Source organism: Candidatus Nitrospira nitrosa (genome assembly GCF_001458735.1).
Taxonomy (GTDB): domain Bacteria; phylum Nitrospirota; class Nitrospiria; order Nitrospirales; family Nitrospiraceae; genus Nitrospira_D; species Nitrospira_D nitrosa.
In genome coordinates, this window is sequence record NZ_CZQA01000001.1 from 138,383 (window position 1) to 154,200 (window position 15,818).

The following is a 15,818-nucleotide window of genomic DNA, read 5'->3' on the forward strand; positions in this document are numbered from 1 at the left end:
ACTACTCCTTCACCAAGGTCACCACGCCAGCGCCCAGCGTGCCGGCTTTCCGCATCCGCACTTCATTAATCTGCACGTTCAAGCTGCCCGCTTCATCCGCTCGGCCTTCACGTTCAGCCGTTTTGAGTCGTTCGATAAGATCCCGCAACGCATGCTCCGTCCGCTTACGATCAAGCGTATCCAGACAGGCCTGGACATGGGCCGGAACATCATCGAAATAATCCTCACGCATGGACAATTCCGTCGCCAACCCACCACACTCAGGATCTTCCGTCGCTTCATCCAAGACCGCTCTCAGGCTGATACGTCCTTCGCGATCCACATGCGTGAGGGCAATCGAGATCAGCTTTCGTCCGGAGGCTAGGGTAAACGATTCTGGCTTCAGACGTCGCACATCAGCAGCAGACAATTTCCCTTGCAGCAAGAGAAGCAGAAGATCTCTTTCTTCGGGCAATCCTTTAAACTGCGTCGTCAGAGAAATCCCCCGTGGGAATTGTACGCGCGGTGGGACAACCCCAGGCTTCGGTTGAGCCGCCAGCGCCGGATACCGCTCAATCAGCCGAGCCTCGCTGATTCTCAGCCGTTCAGCGACAACTCTCATCCGCTCCTGCCGCTCAATCGGATGCTCACTCCTCTGCAGAATTCGCAGGACTTCATCGACACTTCGAATACGGCTCTCAAGCGAACCGGGATCAGCTTGATCGATCGTGTAGTTCAATGCATAGTCCAACAGACTTGGCGCCCCCGCTTCTAACTGAGCAAATGCATCGGCACCAGCTCTCCGGATAAACGTATCCGGATCCTCTCCCGCAGGGAGCGTGACAACCTTGACACTTAAACCGCTGTTGACAAAAAGATCCAATCCGCGCAGTGCCGCCCTCACCCCGGCTGCGTCCGGGTCAAAGAGCAACACGATTCGCTCGGCAAATCGCCGTAGCGCCTGCACATGCTCAGCAGTCAGGGTCGTCCCTAAGGTCGCCACGGTATGGGTCAGTCCGGCCTGGTGGAGCGCGATGGCATCGAAATAGCCTTCGACAACGATCACCGTCTTGGTCCGAACAATGGCTTCCCGCGCCTGTTCGAAGGCAAATAGCGTTTGCCCCTTTTTAAACAGTGGGGTATCTGGCGAATTCAGATATTTGGGCATGCCGTCGCCCAACACGCGACCGCCGAACCCCACTACACGCCTGCGCAGGTCGGTGATGGTGAACATGAGCCGCTGATGAAACTTGTCATAATATCCGTTTCCGTTTGCTCGTGGAGTGATGAGCCCGGCCGTTACACTGTCGCTGGCCGAAAACCCTTTCCGGGCGAGGAACTTACAGAGTCCTTCCCAATCGGAGGAGGACACACCGAGCCTGAACATCTCCACGGTTGCTTGTTGGATTCCCCGCCTGACGAGATACTCACGGGCCGTTGCTCCAAGCTGTGGATCGCGAAGGTTCGATTGGAACCACGTCAGCGCAGCCTGGTTCATCTCTTCGATGCGATGCGCCTGTCCGCGCTGTCCTCGTTCCGCAGGCGACTCTTCCACGGCAATGCCCACCTTGTCCCCGAGCTCACGCAGCACTTCAGGAAAGGTGGCGCCAGTCATCTTGCTCAGAAAGGCAAACACATCGCCCCCGGCCTTACAGCCGAAGCAGTAAAACATTTGTTTGGAGGAACTGACCGAAAATGATGGGCTCTTTTCCTGATGAAAGGGACATAGCCCCACCAGGTTCTGACCGGCCCGCCTCAAGGAGACATGCTGGCCTACGACATCCGCTATATCCACACGGTCTCGTATTCGATTCTTAATCTCGTCGGAAATCAGGCCTCGGCCCACGAGAGTCTCCACTCCTACGTTCCCGTCGCGCACGACCTGACGAGTTGGTTACTAAGTAATCGGAATAATCGACCGGTCAGATTAACAGACGAGTGGAAATCCTGTCAATTCGTCGTCTTCTCTCAGCCTGGAGGCCAGCCCATCTGTCGCCCACCCATGACATGAAAGTGAAGGTGGAACACGGTTTGCCCCCCCTCTCGTCCGGTATTGGCCACGAGGCGAAACCCTGAACCAGCCAGCCCTTTGTCGTTTGCGACCTTCCGACAAGTCAGCAGCAACCTCGCCAACAAGGTCTGATCTGCCTCACCCAAATCTTGGACTGAACCTACATGTCGTTTCGGTATCACCAACGTATGGACAGGCGCTTGGGGATGGATGTCGTCAAACGCCAGCGTGTCTGCATCTTCATGCACCAACTTTGCTGGAATCTTCTTTTCCACAATTTTACAAAACAGGCACTCGCTCATGTCGATGCCTCCCACCCACTCAACATTCACTCCATCAGACCGATGCTCTTACAGACAATGCCAGCTACTTCTCTGACCGCAATCCGGATTTCCCAAATCTACGCCCCAGTTCTTCATAGATATCCTGCAAAGACAGGTCGTGGTACCCCAGAACCATGAGGGTGTGAAAAAAGAGGTCGGCCACTTCGTACACGATTTCCTCTCTTTTACCACCTTTCGACGCCAACAATACCTCACCGGCCTCCTCCGCCACCTTTTTCAGGATCTTGTCGTGTCCGCCCTCGAACAGCTTCGTCGTGTAGGAACCGGCCTGGGGGTTGGAGCGACGTTCTCGGATCGTCCGGAGAACACCCTCGAGAATTCCGCCAGACGCATCCTGTGAGCACGCTCCCAGTACCCCACCTGCTTCATCCAGACGAGAAAAGAAGCAAGCCCGTTCACCAGTGTGACAGGTTGGTCCGACTGGTTGGGCCTTGACTAGAATCGTGTCGCGGTCGCAGTCGATAAAGAGGTCCTTCACAGAAAGTCTATGGCCAGACGTCTCGCCTTTTTCCCACAGCTTGTTTCTGGAACGGCTCCAAAAATGGACGTTTCTGGTCGCAACCGTCTTGGCCAACGCCTCCTGATTCATATACCCCAGCATCAACACGGTACCGTCTAGCCAATCCTGCACCACGGCAGGGAGCAAGCCCTGTTGATCGAATTTCAATTGGTCAGCCCTTGTCTGGCTCATCGATTCACGCCACCTGAGCTATGTTGTCCGGCATACGGATCGGAACACCGCGCTCCCGCAAATAAGCCTTTGCTTGAGCAATCGTATAGGTCCGAAAATGAAAAATGGATGCAGCGAGGACGGCGTCCGCTTTCCCCTCCACGAACCCATTGTACAAATGCTCCAACGTTCCCACTCCACCCGAGGCGATCACAGGAATCGACACTGCCCCAGACACCGTCGCCGTCAAGCCCAAATCGTATCCGGTTTGACGACCATCCTGATCCATGCTGGTCAGTAAAATTTCACCGGCACCATACTGTTCCATTCGTGTCGCCCACGCAACGACATCTAGCCCGGTTGGTTTTCGACCGCCATGTGTAAAGATTTCCCACCGATCTGGCGCGACCGCTTTGGCATCGATCGCGACGACGATACACTGCGTCCCAAATCGCTGTGCGGCTTCTTGAACAAACTCAGGCCGCTGGACCGCTGCGGTATTGATGCTGACCTTATCCGCTCCCGCATTCAACAAGGCGCGAATATCCTCGATCGTCCGCACCCCGCCACCGACCGTCACCGGCATGAAAACACAGGCCGCGGTCCGCTCAACGACATCAAGAATCGTCTTTCGGTTCTCATGCGAGGCCGTAATGTCCAAAAAGCAAAGTTCGTCCGCGCCTTCGCGATCATACCCCATCGCGACTTCAACCGGATCTCCCGCATCACGAAGATTCACGAAGCTCACACCCTTCACCACACGCCCCTCTTTGACATCAAGACAGGGAATGATGCGTTTGGTCAACATAGAGACTCGTGAACCAGAGACGTAAACGGTGAAACATTTGCATCCGAGAATCCTCTCGGGCCTTACACCTTACCGATGGACGCGACGGCAGATTGATAGTCAAGTTTGCCATCATATAATGCTTTACCCACAATGGCTCCCTCAATCCTTGACCCAAGCAAGCGCACCGCAAGAAGATCCTCGACACTACTGATCCCCCCTGACGCAATCACCGGAAAGGCCGAGGAGGCGACGACTTCTTGTAACGCCGTGAGATTCGGCCCGTTCAGCATGCCGTCCCTCGCAATATCCGTATAGATGACCGCCCCAATCGCCAGCCCGCGCACTTCATTTAATAGATCGATCGCCTTCGTCTCTGATACTGCCGTCCAGCCTTTCACCGCAACCTTGCCATCGCGTGCATCGAGGCCGAGCACGACTTGTCGAGGGAACTCACTACACGCCTGCTCAAGAAACGCCCGATCCATGAGTGCGGCGGTTCCCAAGACCACGCGGGATACTCCGGCCTTCAGGTAACGCCGGACGGTCTCGATTGTCCGAATTCCACCACCAACTTGAACATCAACGGTAACCGCCTTGCGTACCGCTTCGATCTGAGGCAAATTCTTCGGCTCACCACCGACCGCGCCATTCAAATCAACGACATGAATAAGGCCAGCTCCTCGCTGTTGCCAAGTTCTGGCAACCGCGACGATATCTTCCGAATAGACCGTCTCCGCCGCCATGTCTCCCTGACGCAACCGCACACACCGTCCATCCTTCAAGTCAATCGCGGGGATAACTAGCACCTTATCGCTCCTCTCCGCTGCCAAAGGGAAATTCTTTCAGCACCTCATCGACACCGTATTCCGCCAATTCCGCCGCCGTCACAAAAGACCACCGCTGCAGAAACCCCAAGAGATCCTCAGTCATCGGCCGTTGCCGTTCATAATACGCACCGGCCCAGAGAACTTGTCCATCGACAGCCATGACCTTTGCCTGAAAGCCCACGATCGCCGGCGGATTAGCACCGAGCCGACTACCCACCCGTTCTTGATATATGGACACAAGTCCGATCAACGCTGCATCTGTCTTGAGTCGCTTAGCGACGGCAACAGCAACCTTTTCTGACCCTAGCTTGGAAAGGTCCGCATCCGCCGATGCGGCTCGCACGACATCACCGGGGGATACCACCTGAAGTCCTTTCCAATTCCGGAGATGTCGCCAAAATAACTCCGTCACTTGCTCTGCCGCGTATCCCGGCACAAGCATGGTTTGGGAGGTACCCGGCTGTCTCTCCAACGGAACGCCTATCGAGATATCGGACCGGCGAATACTGTCCGGAGCTGGGATAAAGAGGTCATCCTGACCTGATGACTGGGGCGTTGCGATCGATACAAACGGTATCAGGGCCATGGAGCGAATCTGGTAACGAGACAATTCAGGCGCTGATTTCGATGCAACTTTCGACCCACTACAACCCACACCCATCCCCGCAAATCCCATCACAATGACCACTAGCACCATGCGAAAGGGCAGCGGCACTCCTCTCACTTCCATCCCCCAAAATTCCTGATCAATTGCAACCCAACTGCCTGGCTCTTCTCTGGATGAAACTGGCAGGCCACCACGTTGTCCTTCCAAATACTGGAGGTGAATGGGATGCCATAGCTCGTCGTGGTGGCAGTGATCTGCTGATCCGCCGGATCAACAAAAAAGGAATGGACGAAATACCAGTTCGATCCGTCGGCGAGACCCTTGAAAACAGGACAAGGGCTTTGGATCGCAACCTGATTCCATCCCATGTGGGGGACCTTCAGCCTCTGCTCCCTGGGAAACGCCCGCACCTTCCCCGGAAACAGATCGAGACCTGCATGCTTGCCGAATTCCTCACTCTCCGAAAACAGCAGTTGAAATCCTAAGCAGATTCCCAAGAATGGTTTTCCAGACCGGACTGCTGCCTTGATGGGTTCGACCAATTCGTATTGCACCAAATTCGCCATACAATCGCCAAACGCTCCCACGCCGGGCAACACCACATGACTCGCACTCTGAATAAGGCTTGCATCACGGGTGATGATCGCCCGATAGCCCACCGCCTCAAAGGCTTTGGAGACGCTCCGCAAGTTCCCCATTCCATAATCGATGATGGCAATCATAGCTCTTCCAGACCTGATAAAGAACCGTAACCATACCGCAACTGAGATGATCCTGCCACTGGGATTCTCGCATCGCGATGGGTATTATCATGTTGTACAGCAGGCTCGACTCAGCCCCTGAATAACCGTGGTTGCGAATTCTCGCTACCTAATCAGACTGGACACAAGCGCACTCACCGCATATCTAACCCCTGTATCCAGTAGTAATGCCAGGCGAAAGTAGATGAGGAGAGGTAAGAAACCTGAGAAGGGCCTTATGCCGCGTGAGGAGGCAACTGGCTTCCAGTGTCATTCTGACGGGCACTATCAATCGGTTTCCAACCCGGTCTGGAGATTTGATCAACGCTCCACGCGGGCTTCATCACCAGAAATTTGAGGATCGGCACTCTAGTTAAAGCAACCACGAATATCGCCGTTGCACCATACACCATCAGGCCTAATAATAGTCCCCACAAGGGAACCTTGTCGGACAATTTCCACACGAATGGAGTAATGGTATACAGCACAAGGACATGTGCCACATAGATTCCCAAGGTCAACTGCCCAAGGAATGGGAAGGGAGTTGACCGGCCTAGTTGAGGCTTCGCGAGAGCCAACTGAAATATCCCTAGGCCGAAGAGTATTCCTCCCAAGAACTGGTGTCCCTTAATGGCTTGCATCGAGCTATGGAACACCGTGTTCATTACTGTGCCTTCCAGTAATGCGACGGCGTAGCCACCCAAAATCAAACTCCATGCCATGGTCGTTGGAACTGACTCTCGTCGTTCTGCAAGCCACCCCCCTATGGCAACGAGAGGAATGGCAATGATCCATTGTCCAAGAGGGACAGGAGCATTGAGCAAATTTCTCGGTGTACTTTCCTCTGCCAGAATCAACACATAGATGCCCGCAGCCAAGAGCATCAGGTGTCTTTGTAACTGACCGATAGCCACCAGCGTCAGGATAGCCAGACTGAATATGAGCGCGGGAAGAAACCAGAGATGCCAAACTGGGCGCGCCCCTTCGATGAAAACCCAAAGATGCCGAGACTCTAGGACCTGAATATTCTTCAGAACTTCAGCGTAAAACGGCTGCCATAAACCGTGGTGACGGACCTCGGCTGGCCAATCAGCTGGCGTCACAGTGTAAATACACAGCCAAACAAGAAGTATCCACGCTAGGGGGGACGCATACCGATGGAACTGCGTCATAGGATTTCCCTGTGTCAAAACCGATCGCTGAAAGAAATAGCCAGCCGCAATAAAGAAATACGGGACCCCCACCCACCAGACAAGATAGCCGTTGAGGACGACAAAGAAATTACCATCGGTGAACTGCGAGATGCTTGACAGAAAGTGGCTATGCCAGAGGATCACCGCGAAGATGGCCAATACCCGGAAACTCTCGATACTGGGGATACGTGTGGAAACTTGTTCCCTCTTCTGGTCTGGCACCATAAGAGACCAGACCGTGGCCAGCCAGTCTTTCGTTGGTAACGAACCCACAAGACTACATAAGCCTCTCATCTTCGTCTGTTCCTAACTTATACGGTACGGAAATATACGGTCTTCTCACCCTCTTACAATCATCTCACTGAGGATTGCGAATGGTCCACTAGGAAATCCCCTAGGTCGGGCACAGAATAGTACCGAAGAGGAACGCTCTAACCTAGGGAAGGTCTGATTAATTCAGATTTTTGGTCAATCGTCTCTCAAAACATTGGAGATTCAACTGCCTTCTCCTTAAAACTTCGAATTAATCAGAGCTTCCCTAGGGGACCTTTCGAGGGGAAAGGGGGTACGGAAGCCCACCGATCGGTGAATATGCCAGAATCACCAACCCTAGACTTAGTGCCAGAGGGCAAGCGTGTTCCCCAAACGAACGTCGCTGATGTTTGAAATGCGAACGACAGAACCGAGAATCTTAGGGCACCACGAAGGAGGGATCTATGCGGTTTGGAAGAAAAAACTGATCATTGAAGAGCTGTTACGCTGACCTCCCGCCTATTCCCTCCACCAACTCAGCGAGATAAGACACTGGCCACGGTTACAACGTGCCCTTTGTCGAGAGGACGTTTCCAGCCAATCGCTCTTCCGGCATTGTTGCCTGATCGAGGGCCTTGGCGAGCGCTTTGAAGATGGCTTCCATGATGTGGTGCGGGTTGCGGCCATAGAGCAGATTGACGTGCAGATTAAGGCCACCATGAGTGACAAAGGCCTGAAAAAAGTCTTCGAAGAGGCCGAGATCGAATGCTTTGATCTTCCGGTCTGGTAACGCAACATTGTAGACAAGGAATGGTCGGCCGCTGAGATCAATAGTGACTTGAGCCAAGGTTTCGTCAAGCGGCGCCGAGGCGAACCCAAATCGTTTGATCCCCGCCTTTTCACCCAAAGCCTGGTGCAACGCTTTTCCCATGACGATCCCAACATCTTCCACCGTATGGTGTTCATCGATATCCAGATCGCCTTTCGCCTGCACCATGAGATCGAAGAACCCGTGCTTGGCGAGGAGCTCTAACATGTGGTCAAAGAAGCGAATGCCCGTATCAATCTTCCCCTGACCGCAGCCGTCCACGGTCCACTCGACACGGATGTCCGTTTCCTTGGTAGCTCGATGAACACTCGCCTGTCGAGGCGCTGATCCGTTCTTTTTCATAAAAACCTGCTCTGAGCGGACTTTGCGTGGGCATCAAACCCTTCGATCTGAGCGAGTCGAATCAAAGGATCCTTGACTTTGGACAATGCCTGCTTCGTGTAATGCACGATGTTGCTGATCTTCACATAATCGTTGACGGACAGTGGGGAAAAAAACCGGGCTGTTCCACCGGTCGGCAACACATGGTTCGGCCCAGCAATATAGTCGGCGACCGACGGCGGCGTATACCGCCCCAAAAACAAGGCGCCGGCATGACGAATCTGCTCCAGATAATCGAACGGATTGTCTACCGACAGCGTAAGGTGTTCTGCCGCAATTGCATTGGCCACCGCAATCGCCTCACCCATCGTAGGGACAACGAAAGCGACCGCGTGCTGTGCAATTGCCTTTGAGGCAATCTTCTCCCTCTGAAGCCCTTTCAATTGAGCCGCGATCAATTTCGAGACGTCTTTCGCCAAGCGCTCCGATGTGGTCACCAGAAAAACCTGCGCGTCTTCGTCATGCTCTGCTTCACAGAGCAAATCGGCCGCGACATGCGCCGGCTTCGCATCATCATCAGCCACAACAAGCAACTCGCTGGGACCGGCCACCATGTCGATTCCTACGGTGCCATAGAGCAACCGCTTGGCCGTCGCCACATAAATATTACCCGGCCCAACGATCTTATCGACCTTCTCGATGGTTTTTGTTCCATACGCAAGTGCGGCGACAGCCTGAACGCCGCCCACACGATAGATCTCCGTCACCCCGGCGATGTCAGCCGCAACCAACAGGTAGGGATTGATCCCCTCCTTCTGCGGCGGCGTAACCATCACAATACGGGGGACGCCGGCCACTTTGGCGGGAATGGCACACATCAGGACCGAAGACGGGTAGACCGCTTTCCCACCGGGTACATAGACCCCGACCGCATCGACCGGTCCAATGATTTGCCCTAACGTCGCATCCCCGTCCTGATACATCCAAGTCTTCGACCGTTGTCGCTCATGGAACGCGGTCACCCGCTCAGCGGCCAACCGCAGCGCATCACCTTCATCTTTTCTGATATGGAAATAGGCGTTCTTGATCTCCTCCGGCGTCACCCGTACTGTGTCGGGTTTGAGTGTCACCTTGTCAAATTGTGCCGTGTAGCGAAAGACCGCCTTATCTCCACCTCGCTCAACGGTTTGCAAGATCGTGCGGACGGCCTTTTCAACGGCCGCACCGGTGGTCCGCCCTCGCAGAGAAGCTTTTTTTAAGATTGGGAGAAAGTTTCGATCAGCGTGAGTAATAATTTTCATGAACGAACCATCTTTTTCTTGCCTGTCTGGAGAGTCATTGGACGACCGCTATCGGATAGCATCCGTTGACTCGGGACCACGGCACGGAGGTTCCGAATCAAGGTCATCAGCGGCTCCTGCTTCAGACGCAGACTCGCCCGATTGACGATAAACCGAGCGGTCGATCGGGCAATCACTTCCACTTCCATCAAATCATGGGCCTTCAGAGTGCTGCCGGTTTCGACCAAATCAACAATCCGATCGGCCAAGCCGACGACCGGCGCAAGCTCAATTGAACCATAGAGTTTGATGATCTCAACCGGAATCCCGCGCGCATTAAAATAGCGCTCGCTGATCCGTGGGTATTTCGTCGCAATCCGAACCTTCGGTGACAATCGAACACCCGCCTCTTCACCCTGGAGAGCCGCGACGGCGATTCTACACGCTCCGAACCCTAAATCCAATGGTTCGTATACGTCACTTTCCTGTTCCATCAATACGTCTTTCCCGACAATGCCGGCGTCCGCCCCACCGTACTCCACATAAGTCGGCACGTCGCTTGGACGAACAATGAGAAAGGTCATATCATGCTCCGGACTGACGAAGATCAGCCGCCGGCTCTCCGCAGAAAGCCCAGCAATTGCATAGCCAGCTCGTCGAAAGAGATCCAGCGCAGACTCGATAAGCTTTCCTTTTGACAGCGCAATCGTCAACATCGACCACCTCTACTGCATCTTTGTCGTCATCGGTCGGCGCTGGATGTCCGCGCCTAGGGCCCGCAGCTTCTCTTCAAGCCGTTCATATCCACGATCGAGATGATAGACACGTTGAATCTGCGTCACCCCCTCAGCGGCTAACCCCGCCACAATGAGCCCGGCGCTGGCGCGTAGATCGGATGCCATCACCGGTGCCCCGGTCAGGGTCTTGCGGCCGGTCACCACGAGTCGGTTTCCCTCCACCCGAATATCAGCACCCATCCGACGCAGCTCTTCCACATGCATAAATCGACTTTCAAACACGGTCTCCGTGATGACACTTGTCCCTTCCGCAAGACTCATCAGCGCCACCATCTGCGCCTGCATATCGGTCGGAAACCCTGGGAACGGCAAGGTCTTTATATCAGTCCCTCTTAGGAGGCCCGGCATAGCCAGGTGCACCCTATCCTGCTTCTCCTCCACATCAGCTCCCGCTTCCCGCAACTTCATCAGAACCGCCTCAAGATGACTGGGGTAGCAGTGCGTCACCGTGACCTCCCCGCGCGTCATGGCCCCCGCCGCCAAGTATGTCCCTGCTTCGATACGATCGGGGATGACATCATGATCGCCACCATGAAGTTGTGGTACTCCTTCGATGGTGATCACATCGGTGCCCGCCCCATGAATCCGCGCGCCGCGTTTGACGAGGAATTGAGCCAGATCCACAATTTCCGGTTCCTTCGCCGCATTCTCGAGCATGGTCACCCCATCAGCCAGTGACGCCGCCATCATGAGGTTTTCGGTTCCGGTTACCGTCGGGGTATCGCAGTAAATGCGTGCGCCTCTCAGGCGCTTGGCTTTGGCCGTGATATAGCCATGTTCGATGGAAATCTCAGCCCCTAACTTTGCCAATCCGGTCAAGTGCAGATTCACTGGCCGGGAGCCGATCGCGCAGCCGCCGGGCAGAGAAACCTTTGCCTCACCACATCGTGCCACCAACGGCCCTAAGACCAGAACCGAGGCTCGCATGGTCTTGACGAGATCGTACGGTGCTTCCGTTGATGCGATCAGGTCCGATTGAATTACTGCTCGGTTACCCTCGTGTGAGACCGTTGCCCCAAGGATCCCCAGGAGCTTTCCCATCGTCAGCACATCAACGACCCTAGGGAGGTTGGTGATGACACATTCTCCACCGCTGAGAATGGTCGAGGCCAAGATGGGGAGTGCGGAATTCTTCGCCCCGCTGATTCGGACTTCACCGGAAAGCCGGTTGCCCCCGTTAATAAGAATCTCATCCATGACTTGGCCCCTCACACGCACGCCGCGCAATGAACACGCGTTCAATCCCCGCTTCGTCCTCGACGGTTTGAAGCCCGGTGTACCCCTTCGCTTCTTCTACCGCGCGTCGCACAAGTGGTGCTTGGTTCTGACCAAGTTCCATCACCAGCAACCCACCGGGAGCGAGGAATTCTTTAGAGTCATGGATCAGCCGTTCATGGAACTCGATCCCTTGCGGCCCTGCCAGCAAAGCGCCTCGCGGCTCATAGTCCCGCACCTCCGGCTGCAAACCTGCCCAGTCCGCTTCAGCAATATACGGAGGATTGGAGAGGATGGCATCCACAGGTCCTACACCAACGCATCCCTTCAATGGAGAGAGAAGATCCCCCTCCAGCCAGATAATCTTGTCGCCAACTCCATGTCGGTCCGCGTTTCCCTTTGCAAGCTTTACTGCATCGTGCGAGCAATCCAGCGCAAAAATTCGCATGCCGTCGAGGATGGTCGCCAGCGTCACAGCCACACAACCGGAACCTGTTCCGACATCCACCAGCACGGCACCCTCCGCGAATCTGCCCTCCCTCACCGTTTCTTGAATAAGAAGCTCTGTTTCTGGACGAGGGATCAACACAGCCGGAGTCACAGAGAAGTCGAGTCCACAAAACTCTTGCGACCCCAAGATATACTGGAGCGGCTCTCGCGACTCCCGCCTACGCACCACCGACATCACACGTGCGAGTTGCTCCGTCGTTACCGACCGTTCTGTCCGACTGGCTAACTCATGGTACTTCATCTCTAAGGCATAGGCCAGCAGCCACCGCGCTTCCTGCGCGGCGTTCGCAATCCCTGCACCTTCCAATATCTGCTGTGCGTTGACGAGTAACTTCCCGACAGCCTGTGAGTCTGACATGACAGGGGTTGTCGCTCCTTAGACCTTTGCAGTTTCGACTTGCTGTTGTTGCGCTTTCAAAGCCTGAACAATATCCTCGAGATCACCTTCCATCACCAATTCCAGCTTGTGAAGCGTCAAGCCAACGCGATGATCCGTCACACGATTCTGTGGGAAATTATAGGTTCGGATTTTCTCACTCCGTTCGCCACTTCCCACCTGTGACTTCCTGTTCTGTGCGATCTCGGCCTCTTGCCTCTCCCGCTCAGCTTCGACAATTCTCGCACGCAAGGTCCGCATGGCCTTCGTCCGATTTTTGAGCTGCGATCGTTCATCTTGACAGGAGACCACCACCCCTGTCGGTAGATGGGTAATACGAACAGCAGAGTATGTGGTATTCACACTCTGTCCACCAGCCCCGGATGAGCAAAATGTGTCGATGCGCAAGTCTTTCGGATCGATCTGCACATCGACTTCGTCAACCTCTGGCATGACGGCAACTGTGACCGTGGACGTGTGAATACGACCACTTGCTTCAGTCACAGGTACCCGTTGCACTCGATGAACACCGGCCTCATACTTGAACTGGCCGTACGCCCCTTTCCCCTCAATTAATGCGACGATATTTTTATACCCACCGATGCCTGTCTCTGACGCCTCGACAGTATCGACCTTCAGCCCTTTCTTTTCCGCAAATTTGCCGTACAGACGAAATAGCTCGCCGGCAAAGAGCGCCGCCTCATCCCCGCCCGTCCCAGCCCGAATTTCCAGTACCAGACTCTTTTCATCTCGTGGGTCTTTCGGAATCAAGAATTCCCTGACCTGTCCCTCAATTTCGCCCTGCCTCCGTTCGAGCTCAACCCGCTCCTCAAACGCCATTTTTTGCAACTCATTCCCTGCCGATGGGTCACTGAGGATCTGCACAGCATCGTCGAGCTGTCTGGCATTTTCATGATAGATCTCAAAGAGGGTCACGACCGGTTCGAGCTCCGTCCGCTCCTTGCTCAACTTACGCAAGAGCATCGGCTGGCTGACGACGGACGGATCCATGAGCTGATCAGTCAACTCGTGAAATCGTGACGCGAGACTCTCCCACTTCTTGAGTAGTACGACTTCCATTGTCCAGCCTATTCCCCATTGACCACAAAAAAAGGACCCTGCTTCAGACACGAAGCAGGGTCCTTTTTATAACCACGTGGCGCGCTACTTGCCCTTCTTCGCGTACTTCTTCTTAAACCGCTCAACTCGCCCTTCCGTATCGACGATTTTCTGCGTTCCGGTGAAGAACGGATGGCAATTGGAGCAAATATCGACGCTGATATCACCGATAGTCGTACGGGTCTTAAACGAATTCCCACACGCGCAGTGAATTGTCGCCTCTCGATAGACTGGATGAATACCCTTCTGCATGACCTGCGACTCCTTACCGAAAGAATGACTAACCATTTAAACTATATGCCAAGGCGTCACACTTTATCTGAAGACCGGACCAGATACAAGCGCATCCTTAACGATTCATGGACTGCAGAAACTCCTGGTTATTTTTGGTTCCGCCGATCTTATCCATGAGAAACTCCATCGCTTCCATCGTCCCCAATGGACTAAGGACCTTGCGCAGAATCCACATCTTGTTAAGTCGATCCTTGTCCACCAACAACTCTTCTTTTCTTGTCCCAGACTGACTGATATCAATCGCCGGGAAGAGTCGTTTGTCGGCCAGACGACGATCCAAATGCACTTCCATGTTGCCGGTCCCTTTGAATTCCTCAAAAATGACGTCATCCATACGGCTACCCGTATCAACCAACGCCGTCGCCATAATCGTCAAACTGCCACCATTCTCAATATTTCGAGCTGCGCCAAAGAAACGTTTCGGCCGCTGCAACGCATTGGAATCCAACCCACCTGAGAGCACCTTACCGCTCGGAGGCGCAATGGTATTGTAGGCCCGAGCAAGCCTCGTGATACTATCCAACAAGATAACGACGTCTTTCTTGTGTTCGACCAAACGCTTGGCTTTCTCTAGCACCATTTCGGCTACCTGCGCATGCCGCTGAGCGGGTTCATCGAACGTGGAGCTGATAACCTCAGCCTTGACCTGGCGCTGCCAATCAGTCACCTCTTCCGGTCGTTCATCAATCAAGAGCACGATCAGCGTCACTTCCTTGTGGTTTTTGAGGATCGCGCGAGCAATGGCCTGCAGCAACATCGTCTTCCCGGTACGAGGCGCGGCTACGATCAATCCACGTTGCCCCTTACCGATCGGAGTCGTCAGATCCATGACGCGAGTGCAGTATTCCTCTCGGTCAAATTCAAGATTGAGCCGTTCCTCTGGATACAATGGAGTTAGGTTGTCAAACAGGATCTTATCCCGTGCAACCTCAGGATCTTCGTAGTTAACCTTTTCCACCTTGAGCAACGCAAAATATCGTTCACTCTCTTTAGGGGGACGGATTTGACCCGAGACGATGTCACCGGTACGAAGATTAAACCGCCGAATCTGGGACGGAGAGATATAAATATCGTCAGGCCCAGGGAGATAATTCGAATCGGGTGCCCGGAGAAAGCCGAACCCGTCAGGCAATGTTTCTAATACACCCTCTCCAAAGACCACCCCATTCTTTTCCGTTTGGGCCTGCAGGATCGCAAAAATGAGCTCCTGCTTTCTTAAGTTGGCAGCTCCTTCAATCTTCAGTTCTCTCGCCACATCATTCAGATCGGCGATGGACTTCTGCTTCAGTTCGGCAAGATGCATTACTTCCCCCCTAGCTACTGACATACGACTCCTCTCGAGCCTTAGCTCGGTTATCGTTTAATGGAAAAATTCGCGCAACCTGATTTGGGCCATGCAAACGTGTTTTTGTCTTTGTGTAATCTGCCTGGGTCTTGAGTCTGTCTTGGGTGGAAAACTTGGGGAAGTCGGCTCGCTACTCGTGATGGAAGAATACCGTTGCTCTCATGCAATACAAATCAGACGTTGTTATTCATTGTACAGCTGAACTCCACCACACCGAACACCGCTTAGGATTTAAATCGAGACAGGTTCCAGAATTGAATTATTCGATGGAGAGAATCAGCTCAACCAAAATGCTAGTCAGATCATACCTATGCACCCT

The 15,818-nt window shown here is 54.0% G+C and carries 16 protein-coding genes; all 16 read right to left on the reverse strand.

The features are described from left to right. Position 1: 1 nt before the first annotated feature. On the reverse strand, positions 2–1,825 hold the full coding sequence (dnaG, locus tag COMA1_RS00675; protein ID WP_176697754.1) for a DNA primase: 1,824 nt from the start codon (positions 1,823–1,825) through the stop codon (positions 2–4). 122 nt (positions 1,826–1,947) lie between these two features. Beyond that, positions 1,948–2,292 carry a histidine triad nucleotide-binding protein gene (locus tag COMA1_RS00680; RefSeq protein ID WP_090746675.1) on the reverse strand — a complete coding sequence of 115 codons (345 nt, stop codon included), beginning with the start codon at positions 2,290–2,292 and terminating at the stop codon, positions 1,948–1,950. A 64-nt stretch (positions 2,293–2,356) separates the two neighbouring features. Further along, on the reverse strand, positions 2,357–3,025 hold the full coding sequence (hisIE, locus tag COMA1_RS00685; protein ID WP_090742333.1) for a bifunctional phosphoribosyl-AMP cyclohydrolase/phosphoribosyl-ATP diphosphatase HisIE: 669 nt from the start codon (positions 3,023–3,025) through the stop codon (positions 2,357–2,359). A gap of 4 nt (positions 3,026–3,029) precedes the next feature. Further along, positions 3,030–3,812 carry an imidazole glycerol phosphate synthase subunit HisF gene (gene hisF, locus COMA1_RS00690; protein ID WP_090742336.1) on the reverse strand — a complete coding sequence of 261 codons (783 nt, stop codon included), beginning with the start codon at positions 3,810–3,812 and terminating at the stop codon, positions 3,030–3,032. A gap of 62 nt (positions 3,813–3,874) precedes the next feature. Then, a complete protein-coding gene (hisA, locus tag COMA1_RS00695) occupies positions 3,875–4,600 on the reverse strand; it encodes a 1-(5-phosphoribosyl)-5-[(5-phosphoribosylamino)methylideneamino]imidazole-4-carboxamide isomerase (protein ID WP_090742339.1) in 726 nt (241 codons plus the stop codon). Position 4,601: 1 nt separating this feature from the next. Continuing rightward, positions 4,602–5,351 (reverse strand): hypothetical protein, encoded by a 750-nt coding sequence (locus tag COMA1_RS00700; protein WP_090742342.1) that lies wholly within the window; start codon positions 5,349–5,351, stop codon positions 4,602–4,604. Then, a complete protein-coding gene (hisH, locus tag COMA1_RS00705) occupies positions 5,342–5,950 on the reverse strand; it encodes an imidazole glycerol phosphate synthase subunit HisH (protein WP_090742345.1) in 609 nt (202 codons plus the stop codon). The genes COMA1_RS00700 and hisH overlap by 10 nt, the downstream gene beginning before the upstream one ends. Positions 5,951–6,204: 254 nt before the next feature. Further along, positions 6,205–7,455 carry an acyltransferase gene (locus COMA1_RS00710; protein ID WP_090742348.1) on the reverse strand — a complete coding sequence of 417 codons (1,251 nt, stop codon included), beginning with the start codon at positions 7,453–7,455 and terminating at the stop codon, positions 6,205–6,207. 520 nt (positions 7,456–7,975) lie between these two features. Then, the gene (hisB, locus tag COMA1_RS00715) at positions 7,976–8,584 is read right to left on the reverse strand and encodes an imidazoleglycerol-phosphate dehydratase HisB (RefSeq protein ID WP_090742351.1); all 609 of its coding nucleotides are present in this window, start codon (positions 8,582–8,584) and stop codon (positions 7,976–7,978) included. Then, positions 8,581–9,864, reverse strand: a complete 1,284-nt coding sequence (gene hisD / locus COMA1_RS00720; protein WP_090742354.1) for a histidinol dehydrogenase — start codon at positions 9,862–9,864, stop codon at positions 8,581–8,583. The genes hisB and hisD overlap by 4 nt, the downstream gene beginning before the upstream one ends. Next, positions 9,861–10,559, reverse strand: coding sequence for an ATP phosphoribosyltransferase (gene hisG / locus COMA1_RS00725; RefSeq protein ID WP_090742357.1), 699 nt, complete (start codon positions 10,557–10,559; stop codon positions 9,861–9,863). The genes hisD and hisG overlap by 4 nt, the downstream gene beginning before the upstream one ends. Before the next feature lie 9 nt (positions 10,560–10,568). Then, positions 10,569–11,837: a UDP-N-acetylglucosamine 1-carboxyvinyltransferase gene (gene murA, locus COMA1_RS00730; RefSeq protein ID WP_090742359.1), complete on the reverse strand. Its 1,269-nt coding sequence runs from the start codon at positions 11,835–11,837 to the stop codon at positions 10,569–10,571. Next, entirely contained in the window at positions 11,830–12,723 is an 894-nt protein-coding gene (gene prmC / locus COMA1_RS00735) for a peptide chain release factor N(5)-glutamine methyltransferase (protein ID WP_090742362.1), read from the reverse strand. The genes murA and prmC overlap by 8 nt, the downstream gene beginning before the upstream one ends. A gap of 18 nt (positions 12,724–12,741) precedes the next feature. After that, positions 12,742–13,821, reverse strand: a complete 1,080-nt coding sequence (gene prfA / locus COMA1_RS00740) for a peptide chain release factor 1 (RefSeq protein WP_090742365.1) — start codon at positions 13,819–13,821, stop codon at positions 12,742–12,744. A gap of 84 nt (positions 13,822–13,905) precedes the next feature. Continuing rightward, the gene (gene rpmE / locus COMA1_RS00745; RefSeq protein WP_086424673.1) at positions 13,906–14,112 is read right to left on the reverse strand and encodes a 50S ribosomal protein L31; all 207 of its coding nucleotides are present in this window, start codon (positions 14,110–14,112) and stop codon (positions 13,906–13,908) included. A gap of 97 nt (positions 14,113–14,209) precedes the next feature. Next, positions 14,210–15,457, reverse strand: coding sequence for a transcription termination factor Rho (rho, locus tag COMA1_RS00750; RefSeq protein ID WP_090742368.1), 1,248 nt, complete (start codon positions 15,455–15,457; stop codon positions 14,210–14,212). Between the last annotated feature and the right edge of the window lie 361 nt (positions 15,458–15,818).